At 44.3% G+C, this 15,589-nt stretch carries 16 protein-coding genes and 1 pseudogene; 15 read left to right on the forward strand and 2 right to left on the reverse strand.

Translation table 11 applies throughout. The features are described from left to right. The first annotated feature begins 73 nt into the window (after positions 1-73). The 15 genes from DN730_RS09125 to DN730_RS09195 all read left to right on the forward strand — a co-directional run bounded on the left by DN730_RS09125 (position 74) and on the right by DN730_RS09195 (position 14,106). Positions 74-943 carry an ABC transporter permease gene (locus tag DN730_RS09125; protein WP_211313859.1) on the forward strand — a complete coding sequence of 290 codons (870 nt, stop codon included), beginning with the start codon at positions 74-76 and terminating at the stop codon, positions 941-943. Continuing rightward, positions 936-1,721 (forward strand): ABC transporter permease, encoded by a 786-nt coding sequence (locus DN730_RS09130; RefSeq protein ID WP_115467807.1) that lies wholly within the window; start codon positions 936-938, stop codon positions 1,719-1,721. Before DN730_RS09125 ends, DN730_RS09130 begins: the two co-directional genes overlap by 8 nt. Further along, on the forward strand, positions 1,721-2,794 hold the full coding sequence (locus DN730_RS09135) for an ABC transporter ATP-binding protein (protein ID WP_115467808.1): 1,074 nt from the start codon (positions 1,721-1,723) through the stop codon (positions 2,792-2,794). The genes DN730_RS09130 and DN730_RS09135 overlap by 1 nt, the downstream gene beginning before the upstream one ends. Before the next feature lie 28 nt (positions 2,795-2,822). Then, the gene (locus tag DN730_RS09140; protein WP_115467809.1) at positions 2,823-4,103 is read left to right on the forward strand and encodes a glycosyltransferase; all 1,281 of its coding nucleotides are present in this window, start codon (positions 2,823-2,825) and stop codon (positions 4,101-4,103) included. A gap of 2 nt (positions 4,104-4,105) precedes the next feature. After that, entirely contained in the window at positions 4,106-4,465 is a 360-nt protein-coding gene (locus tag DN730_RS09145) for a cupin domain-containing protein (protein WP_115467810.1), read from the forward strand. An 11-nt stretch (positions 4,466-4,476) separates the two neighbouring features. Beyond that, positions 4,477-4,821, forward strand: a complete 345-nt coding sequence (locus DN730_RS09150; protein WP_115467811.1) for a cupin domain-containing protein — start codon at positions 4,477-4,479, stop codon at positions 4,819-4,821. Next, positions 4,818-5,858 carry an aminoglycoside phosphotransferase family protein gene (locus DN730_RS09155; RefSeq protein WP_115467812.1) on the forward strand — a complete coding sequence of 347 codons (1,041 nt, stop codon included), beginning with the start codon at positions 4,818-4,820 and terminating at the stop codon, positions 5,856-5,858. Before DN730_RS09150 ends, DN730_RS09155 begins: the two co-directional genes overlap by 4 nt. Continuing rightward, complete coding sequence (locus DN730_RS09160) at positions 5,851-7,356, forward strand: aldehyde dehydrogenase family protein (protein ID WP_115467813.1); 1,506 nt, start codon at positions 5,851-5,853, stop codon at positions 7,354-7,356. Before DN730_RS09155 ends, DN730_RS09160 begins: the two co-directional genes overlap by 8 nt. 72 nt (positions 7,357-7,428) lie before the next feature. Then, complete coding sequence (locus DN730_RS09165) at positions 7,429-8,937, forward strand: aldehyde dehydrogenase family protein (RefSeq protein WP_115467814.1); 1,509 nt, start codon at positions 7,429-7,431, stop codon at positions 8,935-8,937. A gap of 2 nt (positions 8,938-8,939) precedes the next feature. After that, positions 8,940-9,695, forward strand: a complete 756-nt coding sequence (locus DN730_RS09170; protein WP_115467815.1) for a sugar phosphate nucleotidyltransferase — start codon at positions 8,940-8,942, stop codon at positions 9,693-9,695. Then, positions 9,692-11,086, forward strand: coding sequence for an NAD(P)/FAD-dependent oxidoreductase (locus tag DN730_RS09175; protein WP_115467816.1), 1,395 nt, complete (start codon positions 9,692-9,694; stop codon positions 11,084-11,086). The genes DN730_RS09170 and DN730_RS09175 overlap by 4 nt, the downstream gene beginning before the upstream one ends. Positions 11,087-11,107: 21 nt before the next feature. After that, positions 11,108-11,464: a cupin domain-containing protein gene (locus tag DN730_RS09180; protein ID WP_115467817.1), complete on the forward strand. Its 357-nt coding sequence runs from the start codon at positions 11,108-11,110 to the stop codon at positions 11,462-11,464. A gap of 55 nt (positions 11,465-11,519) precedes the next feature. Continuing rightward, on the forward strand, positions 11,520-12,440 hold the full coding sequence (locus DN730_RS09185) for an aldose epimerase family protein (protein ID WP_115467818.1): 921 nt from the start codon (positions 11,520-11,522) through the stop codon (positions 12,438-12,440). A gap of 175 nt (positions 12,441-12,615) precedes the next feature. Further along, positions 12,616-13,335 (forward strand): dienelactone hydrolase family protein, encoded by a 720-nt coding sequence (locus DN730_RS09190; protein ID WP_115467819.1) that lies wholly within the window; start codon positions 12,616-12,618, stop codon positions 13,333-13,335. Between the two features lie 108 nt (positions 13,336-13,443). Further along, a complete protein-coding gene (locus DN730_RS09195; protein ID WP_115467820.1) occupies positions 13,444-14,106 on the forward strand; it encodes a glutathione S-transferase family protein in 663 nt (220 codons plus the stop codon). 73 nt (positions 14,107-14,179) lie between these two features. Here the strand turns inward: DN730_RS09195 and DN730_RS19435 are convergent, their stop codons facing one another. Continuing rightward, positions 14,180-14,656, reverse strand: coding sequence for a methyl-accepting chemotaxis protein (locus tag DN730_RS19435; protein WP_425452736.1), 477 nt, complete (start codon positions 14,654-14,656; stop codon positions 14,180-14,182). Positions 14,657-14,725: 69 nt separating this feature from the next. Beyond that, positions 14,726-15,490: pseudogene (locus DN730_RS19440) on the reverse strand (PAS domain-containing protein); the annotation flags it as partial. Positions 15,491-15,589 lie beyond the last annotated feature (99 nt).

Below are 15,589 nucleotides of genomic sequence, written 5' to 3' on the forward strand. Positions count from 1 at the left end.
CTAATAACTCTAATTTTAATAAGGTGTAGCCGCGTTCGATTAATCGTCGAACGTGGCTAGGGGAGACGTCGTCTTGAATTTCAAAAACAAAATGTCATCTGTACTCATTGCACCAGCGTTTTTATGGCTAATTGCGCTGATGGTCGTTCCCTGTGTGATGATACTGGTACTCGGTTTCTTCCAGCGTGGTATCTATGGCGGCATAGAATACAACTTTACATTGGAGAACTTTCAGCTGGTATTTGATTCTTTATATGCTGGAATCTTCTTAAGTTCAGCGCGGATCGCGGGAACAGCAACGATCATCGCGGTTTTTATAGGCTATTTTGCCGCCTATGCAATAGCGACCAGTCCCAAGAAATGGCAGCCAACATTACTCTTTTTTGCAGTGTTACCGTTTTGGTCAAATTACTTAATTCGTACGTACGCTTGGATTGTGTTGTTGAATCGTGAAGGGTTGCTAGTAGGTTTTTCAAAATGGCTTGGTATTGACGGCGGTATCCCATCAATACTCTATACAGAAAGCGCTGTGATATTGGGTTTAGTATACAACTACCTACCCTTTGTAATTCTATCTTGTTATGCGCCCTTGGCTCGTATGAATCCAGATTTTCGCGAAGCTTCAACTGATTTGGGGGCGAGCAACTTTACAACCTTTCGCCGAATTACATTGCCGTTAAGTGTGCCAGGAATTGCTGCTGGTGCAGTCTTTGTCTTTGTATTATCGATCGGGAATTTCATCACGCCTGCTTTATTGGGTGGAGGTCGTTTCCAAATGATTGGGAATGTTATCTACGCTCAATTCTTAACAGCAAATGATTGGCCATTAGGGGCTGCTCTTTCTATGGTTCTGATAGGCATTATGATGATTTTACTCATGATTCAAGCAAGTGCTGCTCAGCGATCTATTGGGCAAAAAAATAAGGAGCAGCTAGATGGTTAAACAACCTTATTTTAAGCGGCGCTTATCAGTTTTAGCATTTGTTTTTGCGTTTTTATATGTGCCTATCTCGGTACTAATAGGTCTGTCATTTAATGAAGGTGGACTGCCCACTGTTTGGTCTGGTTTTTCACTTAAATGGTATGAACGATTATTTCAAAATGATGCGATTATTAACGCAACTATTAATACTTTGATTGTTGCAACAGTTTCTACTGTCATTGCGACAATATTAGGAACAATGCTAGCGATTGGGGTTGAAATAAGAAGAAAAAATGGACGCTGGTTAGAGTCTATTATTTTTGCACCTATGATTATTCCAGACATTGTATTGGCGATTGCGTTGCTAAGTATGTTCTCCATGTTAGATATCACTATGGGATTAGATACGATTATTGTTTCTCATGTGGTCTTTAACCTTGCGTTTGTATGCTCGGTTGTAAGAGCGCGATTAAAAGGCTTTGATTGGTCGGTTGTTGATGCTTCAACAGATCTAGGGGCAAGTAGTATTACAACATTGCGACGTATTACATTGCCAATCTTAATGCCTGCGATCATTTCGGGTGGATTGTTAGCGTTCACGCTGTCACTTGATGAATTTATCATCGCATTTTTTACTTCTGGTGCTGGAAAAGACTCAATTACTCTTCCAATGCAAATATTTTCAATGATCCGTTTTGGTGTTACGCCGGAAATTAATGCATTAGCCACATTAATTATGTTTGCTAGTGTGCTCGCACTTTCTATTTCTCAACGGATTAATCGCGGAGTTGTTAGCTAATGAATAATGAGAACACTTTGTTATCTATTCAAAATATCAGCAAGCATTTTAATGACAGTAAGGCTGTTGATGGTTTGTCTTTAGATATTTATGAGAATGAATTTTTCGCTTTACTCGGGTCTTCAGGCAGCGGAAAAACAACTTTGCTGAGAATGTTAGCGGGTTTAGAAACACCTACAGAAGGGCAAATACTGTTAGACGATAAAGATATGGTTCCAGTTCACGCGAGTAAACGCCCAGTGAATCTAATGTTTCAATCTTATGCGCTATTTCCTCATATGAGCGTCGAGCAAAATATCGCTTACGGCTTAGAGATGGAACGTATGGAGCGTTCGTTAATCGATAAAAAAGTACAAGAAATGCTCGAAATCATTCAGTTGGAGAAGATGGCCAAAAGGCGTCCTGATCAGCTGTCTGGTGGACAGCGTCAGCGTGTCGCGTTGGCTCGAGCTTTAGTTAAAAAGCCGCGGTTGCTATTACTTGATGAGCCTTTAGGCGCGCTAGACAAAAAGCTCCGTAGTGAGATGCAGCTTGAATTAAAGCGTTTGCAGCATGAGGTAGGTATCACGTTCGTGATCGTAACACATGATCAAGAAGAGGCGTTGGTAATGGCAGACCGGATCGCAATTATGCGTGATGGAAACCTGCTTCAATGCGGTACACCACAAGAAATCTATGAGCACCCTAAGGATCGTTTTGCAGCAGACTTTATTGGAGAAATGAACTTTTTACCGGGTGTAGTTCAAGGTGACTCTATTATTGCTTCATCAAAAAGAAAAATTAGCGTCATGTCTACAAACGGTTTTGAGGATGGGGAATCTGTGGTCGCCGCGATACGGCCAGAACGAATGTCTTTATTTTTAGAGAACGCTGAAAATTCAATTGAAGGAAAGGTTCATACTTCGGCCTATCACGGTATGGATATTTTACTTCACGTTTCTACAGAGTTTGGTGAAAAGCCGATTTCTGTCCGTGTCCCTATTCACTCCGTTGGTGACAAGCCATTTAAGGCTGGAGACTCAGTGACACTTTACTGGTACGAGAAAGACACCCGTGTCTTTGCAAACAAATAGTAAGAATAAATTAGTGAGGCTAACTATTATGTCTGAAAAAGTATTTGCATTTTTTCCTGAAGCAGCTTTTGGTCCTGCTTTAAACTCGGTGGGAATTGCTCAAGCGGTAGCAGAAAAGGGACACAAAGTAGTGTTTCTTTCGGATCCAGGCTTTGTTGATATTTATAGAGAATACGGTTTTGAAGCGTATCCGGTTAACTTATCAGAACCAATGCCAGCAGATAAAATGGCTAAGTTTTGGGAAGACTTTATTAATGGACATATTCCTAACTTTCGTAAATCACCTATTGATCAAATTGATAACTATGTGAAGGAATGTTGGGAAGCTATTGTTGATAGTGCAAAATGGGCTGAGAAAGATTTGCCTAGTATTTTGGAAAAGATCAAACCAGATGTTATTGCGGTTGATAATGTAATTTTGTTTCCTGCGATAAAACAGTACGGAAAACCTTGGGTGCGAATTATTTCTTGCTCTGAAAACGAGATTGAAGACGACGCTATTCCTCCCCATCTATCTGGGTGCTCCGAAAATGATACTGAAGGGCACGCAGCGTTTAGAAAAAAATTCAATGAAGTGATCAAGCCTATTCATGATGACTTTAATGAGTTTTTACAGTCATGTAATGAAAAGCCTTATCCACTAGGTCAATTTTTTGAAGCATCACCATTTTTGAACTTATTGTTATATCCAGAGCAGGCGAAGTTTAATCGTTCTAAACCACTGGATCCGAATAAGTTTCAATATCTAGAAGGTTGTGTCCGTAAAGAAAAGCCTTACACAGTACCGACTTTTTCAGCTAACAATGATGGGCCATTGCTCTATGTCTCTTTTGGCAGTTTGGGGTCAGGCGATACGGATTTGCTAAAACGATTAATCACGTTGTTAGGTAAAACTCGTTATAGAGCCTTAGTTAATGTGGGGGATTATAAAGACGAGTATTCAGATATTCCTGATAACGTCATTATTGACAGCTGGTTTCCACAACCTTCGGTGATCCCGCAGGTAGATGCTGTGATTCACCATGGCGGCAATAACTCATTTACTGAGTGCCTGTATTTTGGCAAGCCCGCGATCATTATGGCTTATGTTTGGGATGGGCATGACAATGCAATGCGAGTTCAAGAAACGCACCATGGTTTCCGAAGCGATCGATATGATTGGACGGATGAAGAACTTATCGAAAAGATCGAAAAGTGCCTAACAGACCCAACTATCCAAGCCAAAATGAAATCAACTTCTGACTATATGCAGAAGCAAAATGGGCCTCAAAAAGCAGCGAAGTATCTCATCTCGCTTTTAGGAGAGTAAGTGTGATCAATACAAACTCGACAGCTCCTCATATTTATAACGCTTCCACCATTGATGATTTAGTCGATTGGGGGACTCAGCCAGATGCCATCGTTGAAGGGTCTCATTCTTCGGGGCGATTATTATTCAAGGGGCCTAACAATCAGCCAGAGTCAGGTATCTGGGTATGCACGCCAGGAACGTGGAGCTTGGCTATTCCTCGCGATGAGTTCTGTCACTTTGTTGAGGGGCGGGCACGTTACATCTCTGACAGTGGTGAAGTGATTGAAGTAAGCGCTGGCAGTTGCGTACTGTTCCCAGCGAACTGGTCGGGACAATGTGAAGTGATTGAAACCATCCGAAATTTATACATGCTTGTTTAAAGGATCAAAAAATGAAAACACCGATTATGCAAAACCCTTTGTCTGTTACCAACCTTGATGACTGGGGACCCATTAACACCATGGTAGAAGGTCAGTCTAATACCTCTGGTAAGTTGCTTTACAAAGGAGAAAATGGCGAATCCGAATGTGGCCTTTGGGTTTGTACTCCTGGTACTTGGGAGTGTCATGTAACCAAAGATGAGTTTTGCCATTTCTTAGAAGGTCGCTGTACCTACACGCACGAAAATGGCGAAGTGATAGAGATCAAACCAGATACGGCTGCATTTTTTCCACAAGATTGGAAAGGGGTCTGTGTTGTCCATGAAACAGTTAAAAAGGTTTACATGATCCGATGAACAAACAAGATACAGAAGCCCAAATCGGAATAGAGATTCAGTCCTTTTTACAAGGGCTGGGCATCAGTCTGAATTTGGTACAGCCTTTGCCTTCGGACGCTTCAGCGAGGCGTTATTACCGTCTTGCTGACAAGGGACGTATGTTGATGCAGGAAGTACCAGGGTCGAAAGATTTTAATCAGTATTTAATTGTCGCTGAGCATCTCTTTCGATTGGGGTTTTCTGTCCCTCAGGTGTTTGCCGTTGACCACAGTAATAATCTTGCATTAATAGAAGATTTTGGCGACATGACCTATACGCGTGCGTTTGCCAAAGGGCACAGTGAGTCCGATTTATATGCTCTTGCAATAGATACGATACTTGCATTGCATGCTCATTCAGAGGCGACTGATGTTAACTTGCCAGAATATGATGAGCCTTTGTTAATGGAAGAATTAACGGTCTTTAGTCAATGGTTTGCGCCATATGTTCAACCCAATATTGATGTGGCCGAATTTGAGCAACGCTTTTTAAGCTTCTGGCAGGCACCTATTAAATCAGTAAGTGGAATCAGTGATGCATTAGTACTGAGAGATTTTCACGTAGATAACTTGATGCTACTTGAGGGACGCTCTGACATTAAAGCGTGCGGTCTGTTGGATTTTCAAGATGCGGTACTAGGCTGCGCTCAGTACGATCTTGTTTCAATTCTGCAAGATGCAAGACGAGATTTACCAGAGGGTCTAGAAGAGACTTTGCTCACACAATACTTAACTCATCGACCTGAACTGGACACCTCTCTATTTATGAAACGTTACTGGATTTTGGCAGCGCAGCGTCACGCTCGAATTGCTGGCGTGTTTATACGTTTAATGAAGAGAGATGGGAAAGACAATTATCTTGCTTTTATGCCGAGGGTGTTAAAGCAACTCAAGACAGCATTAAACAGGGCAGGCTTTGTTGAGCTGGAATCATTCTTACAGGCTGAACTTGGAGAGTGGTGGCAATGGCTCCCTGCTACAGAATTAACCTCAACGACAGGTGATCATAATGTATAGCCCAGATTTACCAAGTTTATACATCACGCCAAATTATTTGGATGCTAAAGGTGCGGAAACAACAGTTATTAATCCGGCAACCTTAGAAGCGGTCGGAAAGTATGCACAGACTACGGATCAAGAATTGAACACTATTTTGGCGCGGGTTAACAGCGCACAAAAAAAATGGTCCAAGGTAGATGCGAAAACGCGGGCTGGATTTTTACATCGTTTAGCAAACCGTATCGAAGCCACGGATATGACCGAGTGTGCCATTTTGATGAGTCGCGAAATGGGTAAACCCTACCCTGAAGCGATTGGTGAGGTGGCTAACTGTGCTCCTATATTTCGATATTATGCAGAGATGGCGAGAGATGAGGCAGGCAAAGTTGCTGGGACGACCCAATTTGGTTCTTTACAGTATGCCCGCTATGAAGCTTTAGGGGTGTCTGCCCATATTATGCCTTTCAACTTCCCTATTTTATTGATGTGTTGGACGGTAGCGGCTTCATTAGCAGCGGGAAATGGCTGTGTCGTTAAACCAGCAGAAGCAACCACACTATCGACGATGGAGTTTATGAAAGTTTTCAATGAGCTTCCTGACGACCTTGTCGCGTGTGTATCGGGCAATAGAGACGTCGGGGAATATCTCGTGTCTACAAAACAAACGCATGCCGTTGCGTTTACTGGTTCGGTAGCTGGTGGGCAAGCCGTCGCTCAGGCTGCTGCCAAAGGACTGAAGCCTGCTGTGATTGAAGCGGGTGGATCTGATCCAATGGTCATTACCAATCATGCACCGATAAGTGTTGCGGCAGCGGGTGCAGTAACTGGTGCTTTTCATATGTCTGGTCAGGTATGTACTTCCACAGAGCGTATGTATGTCGTCGATGGGATTCATGACGAGTTTATAAAGGCTTTTGTTGAAGAAACCAGAAAACTTCGTATCGGAAATGGACTTGATAAATGTGAGATTGGACCACTTGTAAGCAAAGCAGGGCGTGACAAGGTTGAACGTTTAGTAGCTGATGCGGTGGCTAAAGGCGCCAAAGTCGAATGTGGTGGTCGAATCCCTCCGGGGTTAGAAAAAGGGTGGTTTTACGAACCCACCATTTTGACAGGATGTACCCCAGATATGGATATTTTAAAAGAAGAAGTATTTGGGCCAGTTGTCGCAGTTGTTCGTGTGGCTGACTTTGATCAAGCAATTAAGCTAGCAAATGACAGCGAATTTGGATTGGGGGCGTCTATTTTTACCACTGATTTAGCCGAAGCACACGAAGCAACGGAGCGTTTAGAAGCAGGTATGGTATGGGTCAACAATCCAATGATTGATAACGATGCTTTGCCGTTCGGAGGTTGGAAAAACTCTGGGATAGGTCGTGAGCTTGGCCGTATGGGATTGGACACGTTCCGTCGATCAAAAATGGTGATTCTTGATCATAAACCTGTTCATCAAGATTGGTGGTACCCCTATCCAGATGAGTGGTTTCTTGACGCTGGTGGACGTAAACACGTTTGACCTGGTGTACACATGTCATAGAAATCGTTCGCATGACTTTGGTGGTTTCGTTAATAGAGGAGAGGTTTGTTGATGGCTACGCAACTTTATATAAACGGCACATTTGTTGATCCGATAGATGGAGATGCTTTTCCATCCGTTGATCCATCTACTGAAGCGATCTTTGCGCAAATAGGTGCAGCAAAATCCGGTGATGTTGATAAAGCTGTTCATGCTGCACGTGACGCCTTCGATTCAGGATGTTGGTCGAACTTAACTGCGAAGCAACGAGCTGAAGCACTTCGTCGTGTGGCGGCGGGCATTCGAGCTCGTGCATCAGAGCTTGCGGCACTAGAAACCAAAGATAATGGTAAACCTTTACCCGAATCCCAGTGGGATATCGATGATGCTGCTTTTTGTTTTGAATACTATGCGAATCTTGCAGAGCAAAAAGAAGCCGCGGGTGCTATTGAGGTTGATTTAGGGGATGACCAATTTGACTGCCGAATTTGGCATGAACCTGTTGGAGTGGTTGCTGCTATAACGCCATGGAATTTTCCAATGCTAATGGCGGTTTGGAAGGTTGCGCCTGCGCTCGCAGCGGGCTGTACGATTGTGTTGAAACCGTCAGAGTTGTGCTCGTTGACGTGTGTTGAGATGGCAAAAATTATTCATGAAGCAGGTATCCCAGCGGGCGTATTTAATTTGCTAACAGGTTTCGGCCCAGATGCTGGAGCCCCGTTAACAGAGCACCCTTTAGTCGACAAGGTTGCTTTCACTGGTTCTGTCGCGACTGGCAAAAAGGTTATGCAGGGGGCTTCACTTGGGATTCGTACTGTTTCTTTAGAGTTGGGAGGAAAATCGCCTTTTATCATCTTTGACGATGTTGATATTGAAAAGGCTGTGGAGTGGGCCTTATTCGGGATTTTTTGGAATAAAGGAGAGGTATGTTCGGCTACGTCAAGAATACTGGTTGAGCGGGGTATTTATTCCAAGTTCCTCGATCGTCTAAAAGAAGCAGCAGAAGCCATTACCATCGGACCCGGTGAGTGCGAAGGGGTAAAGTTGGGACCGATTGTCTCGGAAAGCCAGTACAAAAAAATTCTTGGCTTTTTAGAGCGGGTGTCGAGCTCTGATGCTCGTTTAGTGACTGGCGGCGCGCGTCCAGAAGGTTTTTCCAATGGTTTTTACCTTGCGCCAACTATCTATGCCGACGTATCAATTGATGCAGAAATTTGGCGTGAAGAGATCTTTGGTCCGGTGGTATGTGTTGTACCTTTTGATCAAGAAGAAGAGGCGATTGGCTTAGCGAATGATAGTCCTTATGGCCTTGCTGCAGCGGTGATGTCGGATGACTTAGAGCGTTGTGATCGTGTCGCCGCGAAGCTAAGAGCTGGAATCATTTGGATTAATTGTTCCCAGCCAACCTTTACGCAAGCCCCATGGGGCGGCTACAAATCGTCTGGCATCGGGAGAGAGCTAGGAGAAGCTGGATTCAACGCGTATCTCGAAACCAAGCAGGTCACTCGGTTTGATCATACTGAACATTGGGGGTGGTACTTGGGCAGTGATAACGCCCCCTCAGATGTTGGAGTTAAATAACAATGGCGCATCATTCCAAGACTAAAGCAGTAATTCAAGCCGTGGTGTTGGCGGCAGGCAAGGGCACCCGCATGGGGTCTGATTTGCACAAAGTCCTGCACTCACTTGCAGGAAAACCTATGCTGGCTCATGTGCTTGATAACCTCAAAAAGCTTGATGCTAGTAATACCGTGGTTGTCGTTGGGGCAGGGCGTGAACAAATTACCAATATGTTCCCTGATATCAAGACCGTTATTCAAGAAGAGCAGTTGGGAACGGGCCATGCGGTGCTTGCTGCTAAAAACGCGATCGCACAAGATTCTAGCGTTACTTTAGTGCTGTACGGTGACGTTCCCTTGGTATCTGCGGATACGATGCAAACGCTTTGTAATAAGGTGACACAGCAAAGATGTTTAGCTGTGCTGGGTTTTCGGCCCAAGGATACTCTTGCCTACGGGCGCTTAATAACTGATGACACGGGCGAGCTAGAGCGTATTGTGGAGTATGCAGAAGCCAGTGAGGCGGAGAGGCAAGAGCCTTTATGTAACTCTGGTATCCTGGCAGGTCGAAGTGATGTTTTATTTGAGCTTCTAGCCCGCGTAGAAAATGACAACTCAAAGGGTGAGTATTACTTAACGGATGTCGTTGCGCTGGCAAGAGACGCCGGATATCAAGTTGTAACGGCGGAAGCTGATCCTTTGGAAGTGACTGGTGTTAACTCTAAAGATGAGCTTGCTAAGTTAAATAGTCAGCTAGCGGAAGAGCGAGACGTATTATGATGGACAATGTTCAAACCAACTATCATGCGCTTCAAAAAGAGCCGTACTGGTTAGAAACCGTTGCCGAACGATCAGATTTTCCCCAACTAGTGACTGATAAAGTGTGCGATATTGCCATAATTGGTGGTGGTTTTACTGGACTTTGGGCCGCACTAAAGGCCCGCGAGGCGTTCCCTGACTCAAGCATTGTCGTATTGGAAGCGGATCATTGTGGCAGGGGAGCGAGCGGACGCAATGGTGGCTTTTGCGCACCGAGTATTTCTCATGGAGTATCCAATGCTGTGACGCGATGGCCGAACGAAGCAGAAACGTTAGTTCGTCTAGGGCGACATAATCTGGATGAACTTGCCGCAGACCTTGATGCCTATGGTATCGATGCTGAGTTTGAGAGAGAGGGAAAGCTTAACGTTGCTGAAACACCGTGGCAGAAAGAAGGGCTTAAAGCAATGCTAGCGACGTATAAGCGTTTCGGAATCGATGCTTATTATTTGGAAGGTGAGGATTTAGATACGCGTTTTAATTCGCCCAAGTACATTGCAGGATTATTTGAACAAAACTACGCGCTTGTGAACCCAATTAAACTGATTGATGGCCTTTGCCGAGAGTGCCTTAAAAGAGGCGTTGATATTCATGAAAGTACGTCAGTGACTCGGTTGTTAGAAGAAAAAGAAGGGCTACGGCTTATTACATCAAAAGGCAGCGTACAGGCAAAGAAAGTGATGATGGCTACCAATGCTTCGATTCCAATATTGAAGCGTCTACGGGCGTCGATTGTCCCCATCTTTGACTATACGCTGATGACAAACCCATTAACCGAGGACCAACTTAAAGCGATTGGCTGGGAAGGTCGTTATGGTATTGCAGATAGTGGCAATCAGTTCCACTACTTTCGTAAAACGTCAAATAATCGCATTTTATGGGGAGGGTATGATGCGATTTATCATTATGGGAGTCGCCGGGATAAAGCCCTACATTATCGTCCAGAAAGTTTTTCTAGGCTTGAAAGTAATTTTAATGAAGCGTTTCCCGCTTTATCTGGAGTAGGTTTTTCTCATGCTTGGGGCGGGATTATTGACACTTCGGCACGAACCACCTTTTTTACAGGAACCGCTTACAGTGGACGCTTAGCCTACGCCATGGGGTTTACTGGGCAAGGGGTCTCTGCTTCGCGTTTTGCTGCCCTGACGATGCTCGATTTACTGTCGGGAGAGGCAACCGAAAGAACTCAACTGCGCATGCCAAGTAGTTGGGCCGTTCCTTTTCCTCCAGAGCCCTTTCGGTATATGGCGATTCGCAAAGCGCAAGCTGACTTAGCACATGAAGATAAAACTGGAAGACGATCGCTATTATTGAGATCACTAGACTATTTTGGCATAGGTTTCGATTCTTAATAGTTAATGAGGGACTAAATAATGAGTAAAGATCCAGATTTTGTTATTGGGTTTAATACCGAGAAAATGCAGCCTAAAGAACTCACAATAGATGACCCCAATCTAGTGGACACGCCATATAAAAGTGCTAGTTGGCGATTTTTTGAAAACGCTGAAAAAGGTGCATTATCAGGAATTTGGGAGGCAGAGCCTCACCTAGAACGATGCTCATGTGACTACGATGAGCTTTGTCATATCCTACAAGGTAGAGTGCGATTAACGGATGATTCGGGCGTGTCGCGGGAGTTTGGTGCAGGAGAGTCGTTTGTCGTTGCTGCAGGATTTAAGGGTACGTGGGAAAATTTGACATTTGTGAAGAAAGTTTTCTTTATTCTATAGCGCTATCGTTAAAGAGTGAGTTACGTGAAAGCTAGTGTCTTTATTAGGTAATCAGATGGATCGTCCTCATAATATTGCTCCAACTTACGCAACTGATCGTAGAGAAATTTGCCTTAAGTATGGTCAGTTTGAAGCAGGCATAATCCCTGATCTGGGGGGGTGTCTAAGTTATTTTAGGCAGATTAAAAAAGGAGTGATGATTGACTGGCTGCGACCAATGTCTAAACAAGCATCAAGTCCACTAGAATCCTCATGCTTTACTATGGCACCTTTTTTTAGCTGGTTAGAAAATGATAGGTTCTCTTTTGCGAACAAGAAGGTCCAGTTAAAGACCAACGGTGGATCAGATATCCAGCGGCGAACGATGCACGGTTTTGCATGGCAGCAGCAATGGAAAGTACTCTCTTGTAGTCAACAGAGACTGATTTTGGAAGTGGTCATCGATGATTCTTCGTGGCCATGGCTTCACCGTGTTCAGCAAGATATTTCTTTAACGGAGAAGGGGCTTATATGGACAGTATCTGTGCATAATTTGTCCGATACAGTGATGCCTTTGGGGCTGGGTTTCCACCCTTTTTTTGAAAATCCCGATAACGTTTGTTTGAAAGCGCAATGTTCTGCCATGCATACCATGAGCGCTCAATCATTACCTGAGAGTGTTGATGAACAAGATAGCGCGCTACTGGCAATGCGATATGGAAGTGAGCTACCTAGAGGGTACGATAATGTATTTCAAGGGTTTGGGGGGGAATTTACTTTAGTTTGGCCTGACAAGGTTTTGAGCGTTGAATCTAGCGAAGAGCTTACGTTCCTTACTCTGTACTCTCCCCATAACAGCCGTTTCTTTTGTGTTGAACCTGTTAGCCACACAACGAATGCCTTTAATCTTAAAGACACTGATTGGAGTGAAACTGGCTTTCGCACCCTTGCGCCCGATGCAAGCCTTACTGGTAGGATGTGTTTTTACCCGCAATAAAAAATGTCACATTCACTTCTTCGCGCGTGCTCCTCATGGTATTAGAATACATAGTTTCTAAGTTGTGTGATGCTTTGTTAAATCATGAAAATCTTATGCAGTCATCGAAGATGCTGTTGATGTCTAACGCTAGGTCTCTTAAATTGTCAGGATAAATGGCTATTTTGGAGCACGTATGTCATCCGAGTTTGAAAAACAGTTTATCGATGGAGTCACTCGATCTCACTCTCACGTCGCTTGGGACGGTGAAACCACGTCTGATGTTCATGTTATTGTATGGCCTACATGGGGCGGTTTGAGTGATTTCGAGAAGCGTTTTGCAAGTGACGTGGCCAGCTGGGGGCATTCGACGACCGCTGTTGATCTGTATGGTGTAGGTAATAATCCTACTAAGCCTGAAGACAAAGCGAATACGTTAAAGACATTGGTTGCAAATCAAGCACCTTTAACAGCGCTATTGAGTGACATCACAAAGGAAATCGAATCGTCTTATCCAAGTAAGAAGATTGTTCATGTTGGTTTTTGTCTTGGCGGGAGGCTTGCTATCGAAGCTGGCCTGCATATTCCTTCGAGCGCGGGGGCAGTCAGTTATCATGGACTAATGAATTTTTATCGAGTCGAACCCGAGTGTGACGCCAACCAATCTGCTAAATTTTTAGTATGTAATGGTTACCAAGACCCTATGGTTGACGAAGACTCTGCTGAATCTGCACGAGCCTACTTTGACGAGCTGGGAGTTGACTGGCAGTTTATTGATTTCGGGAATGCAAAACACTCATTTATGCTACCTCAAGCAAATGCTCCTCAAGAGGGGCATGAGTTTTCTCCTGAAGCCAGCGCTCGTGGACGGACTTATCTTCGAGGTTTTCTCGAAGAAATAAATTCTCAAAAATAATGAAAAACGGTGCTGATTAGCACCGTTTTTCATTATAAGCCATCGTACGATCATCTAATTGTCTGCTGGCACCGTATTACCTCTAAGTTCAATTAGGAGGTTGGTGCCATGTTGGTATTGCATCATTTAGAAAATTCACGCTCGCAACGTATTGCGTGGGCACTTGAGGCGATAGGTGTTGAATACGAAGTGCAGACATATTTACGCACTGCGGAGCAAACGGCACCAGAGAGTCTTAAACGTATTCACCCGTTAGGTCATGCGCCAGTTTTGCAAGATGGCGATATCGTCTTGGCCGAGTCAGGAGCGATATTGGAGTTCTTGGCCGATCAATATGATTCGACGCGTGTGCTGAAGCCAGAGGGCAAGCAAGCAGTGATAGATTATCGGTACTGGCTACATTTTGCAGAAGGATCCTTCATGCCTTTATTACTGATGTTGCTGCTGTTTCGGAAGATCCCTCAACAAAAGATGCCGTTTTTTGTAAAGCCAATCGCTCGCTCTATTTGCAAAAAAGTGGAGGCGAGTTTCATTGCCCCACGTTTGAATGACGTTATAAATTTAGTAGAAGGCCATCTTGGAGAGCAAAAGTGGTTTGCGGGCGATCAATGCAGTGCTGCGGATATGCAAATGAGTTTTCCTTTATTGGCGCTTAAGGAAGTGATGAACCTATCGTCTTATCCCAATATAACCCGCTGGATTACAATGATTCGAAGTGAGCCTGCTTATCAAAGCGCTGCGAATCGTGTCGGAGAGTTTCAAGCGTTTTAACCAGTACGCGAAACGGTCAGCGCCCTTTGAAAGCTCGTTTGGGCGCTCACTGTTGATGTATCGGCAGTCAATTTTAAGAATCTGAACTGGTCACTAAGTCGCCTACAACAAGAGACACGTGCTCAGCACCTTTGAGTATTTCGTCAATGATGCCCGACGCTTCTTGAATCCGTTGAGAGTTCCCAGAGGCTTGTTCTGTTACTTTAATCATTGACGCTTTGGTTTTCGCAACAAGTTGGGTGTTTTTGCTTACCATCTCGTTGATTTCATCGGTGGATTGGCTTGTGCGAGCGGCCAAAGTACGTACCTCATCAGCAACAACAGCAAACCCGCGACCGTGCTCACCAGCCCGCGCAGCTTCTATTGCCGCGTTAAGGGCTAATAGGTTGGTTTGATCAGCAATGGCTCCAATGGTGGTCACAATTTTATCGATCTCCTCCGACTGATGGTTGAGATCCTCAATTAGTTGCGCAGAATGCTCAATGTCTTTGGTGATTTGCTCGGAATTCACCACCGTCGCGCGAAGCAACTCGGCACCACGCTCGGACACTTGAGCCGTCTCGACAGACGTGCTGTGGGCAACTTCGGCTGCTTTTTGAATACTCAGTTGCTTTTCAACACGCTCGGTGATATCGGAAGCAACTTTCACCACCTGTGTTACGTTACCATGGTCGTCAAAGATTGGGTTGTAGCTTGCTTCTATCCAGACAGAGTGACCATTAAGGCTGCGTCGCTCGAATAGACCTGATTTAACAGTCCCTCGAGAAAGCTCTTGCCAAAAGTTCGGGTTTTCCTCATAGAAAGCGTCGAAACAAAAGATCTTATGGTGCTTTCCGATTAAATCACTTTCGGATTTATAACCAAGAGCACGAACAAAATTGTCGTTAGCCGACACTACGATTCCATCTGTATTGAACTCGATCACAGCATTGGAGCGGTCAATCGCGTTAAGCAGGGCGTTTTGTGCTTGGCTTTTTAGTTTTTCGGCCGTAATGTCCGCAGCAATTTTTAAAACTCGGTCGACAGCGCCATCTTTTTTGATGGGGACGTAGGTCGCCTCTAACCATAATATGTCTCCATTTTTACGACGGCGTAAAAATTGTCCTTTATGGCTGGAACCTTGTTGTAGTGATTGCCAAAATGACGCATAGGCGACTGAGTTTACTTCGTCCGATTCACAGAAGATTCTATGGTGTTGCCCTTGAATCTCCGCGAGTTCATAACCTACTGTGTCTAAGAAGTTTTTGTTAGCGGTTATGATATTCCCTTGCGGTGTAAACTCAATCGTTGCACAGTGCTCAGTGAGTGCTGCCATTGCGTCTGCGTTATCATCCATGATGTTAAGTTGAGAGGCATCCGTTTGTTTGCGTTTTAAGAACATCATGTAACCTACTTTTCTATTAGAAGTTACTAACGATGATAGATGGCTTTGTCGAAAAAGGGTATTTCGATTTGCTGTTTTATTAGAGAGTTCTGTAACAGA

Source organism: Marinomonas piezotolerans, assembly GCF_003362755.1.
Taxonomy (GTDB): Bacteria; Pseudomonadota; Gammaproteobacteria; order Pseudomonadales; family Marinomonadaceae; genus Marinomonas; species Marinomonas piezotolerans.

What these genes read in the sequence shown, in the direction of transcription:
- DN730_RS09130 (WP_115467807.1), top strand. Translation starts at nt 936, where the DNA reads ATGGTTAAACAACCTTATTTTAAGCGGCGCTTATCAGTTTTAGCATTT.
- DN730_RS09135 (WP_115467808.1), top strand. Translation starts at nt 1,721, where the DNA reads ATGAATAATGAGAACACTTTGTTATCTATTCAAAATATCAGCAAGCAT.
- DN730_RS09140 (WP_115467809.1), top strand. Translation starts at nt 2,823, where the DNA reads ATGTCTGAAAAAGTATTTGCATTTTTTCCTGAAGCAGCTTTTGGTCCT.
- DN730_RS09150 (WP_115467811.1), top strand. Translation starts at nt 4,477, where the DNA reads ATGAAAACACCGATTATGCAAAACCCTTTGTCTGTTACCAACCTTGAT.
- DN730_RS09155 (WP_115467812.1), top strand. Translation starts at nt 4,818, where the DNA reads ATGAACAAACAAGATACAGAAGCCCAAATCGGAATAGAGATTCAGTCC.
- DN730_RS09160 (WP_115467813.1), top strand. Translation starts at nt 5,851, where the DNA reads ATGTATAGCCCAGATTTACCAAGTTTATACATCACGCCAAATTATTTG.
- DN730_RS09165 (WP_115467814.1), top strand. Translation starts at nt 7,429, where the DNA reads ATGGCTACGCAACTTTATATAAACGGCACATTTGTTGATCCGATAGAT.
- DN730_RS09170 (WP_115467815.1), top strand. Translation starts at nt 8,940, where the DNA reads ATGGCGCATCATTCCAAGACTAAAGCAGTAATTCAAGCCGTGGTGTTG.
- DN730_RS09175 (WP_115467816.1), top strand. Translation starts at nt 9,692, where the DNA reads ATGATGGACAATGTTCAAACCAACTATCATGCGCTTCAAAAAGAGCCG.
- DN730_RS09180 (WP_115467817.1), top strand. Translation starts at nt 11,108, where the DNA reads ATGAGTAAAGATCCAGATTTTGTTATTGGGTTTAATACCGAGAAAATG.
- DN730_RS09185 (WP_115467818.1), top strand. Translation starts at nt 11,520, where the DNA reads ATGGATCGTCCTCATAATATTGCTCCAACTTACGCAACTGATCGTAGA.
- DN730_RS09190 (WP_115467819.1), top strand. Translation starts at nt 12,616, where the DNA reads ATGTCATCCGAGTTTGAAAAACAGTTTATCGATGGAGTCACTCGATCT.
- DN730_RS09195 (WP_115467820.1), top strand. Translation starts at nt 13,444, where the DNA reads ATGTTGGTATTGCATCATTTAGAAAATTCACGCTCGCAACGTATTGCG.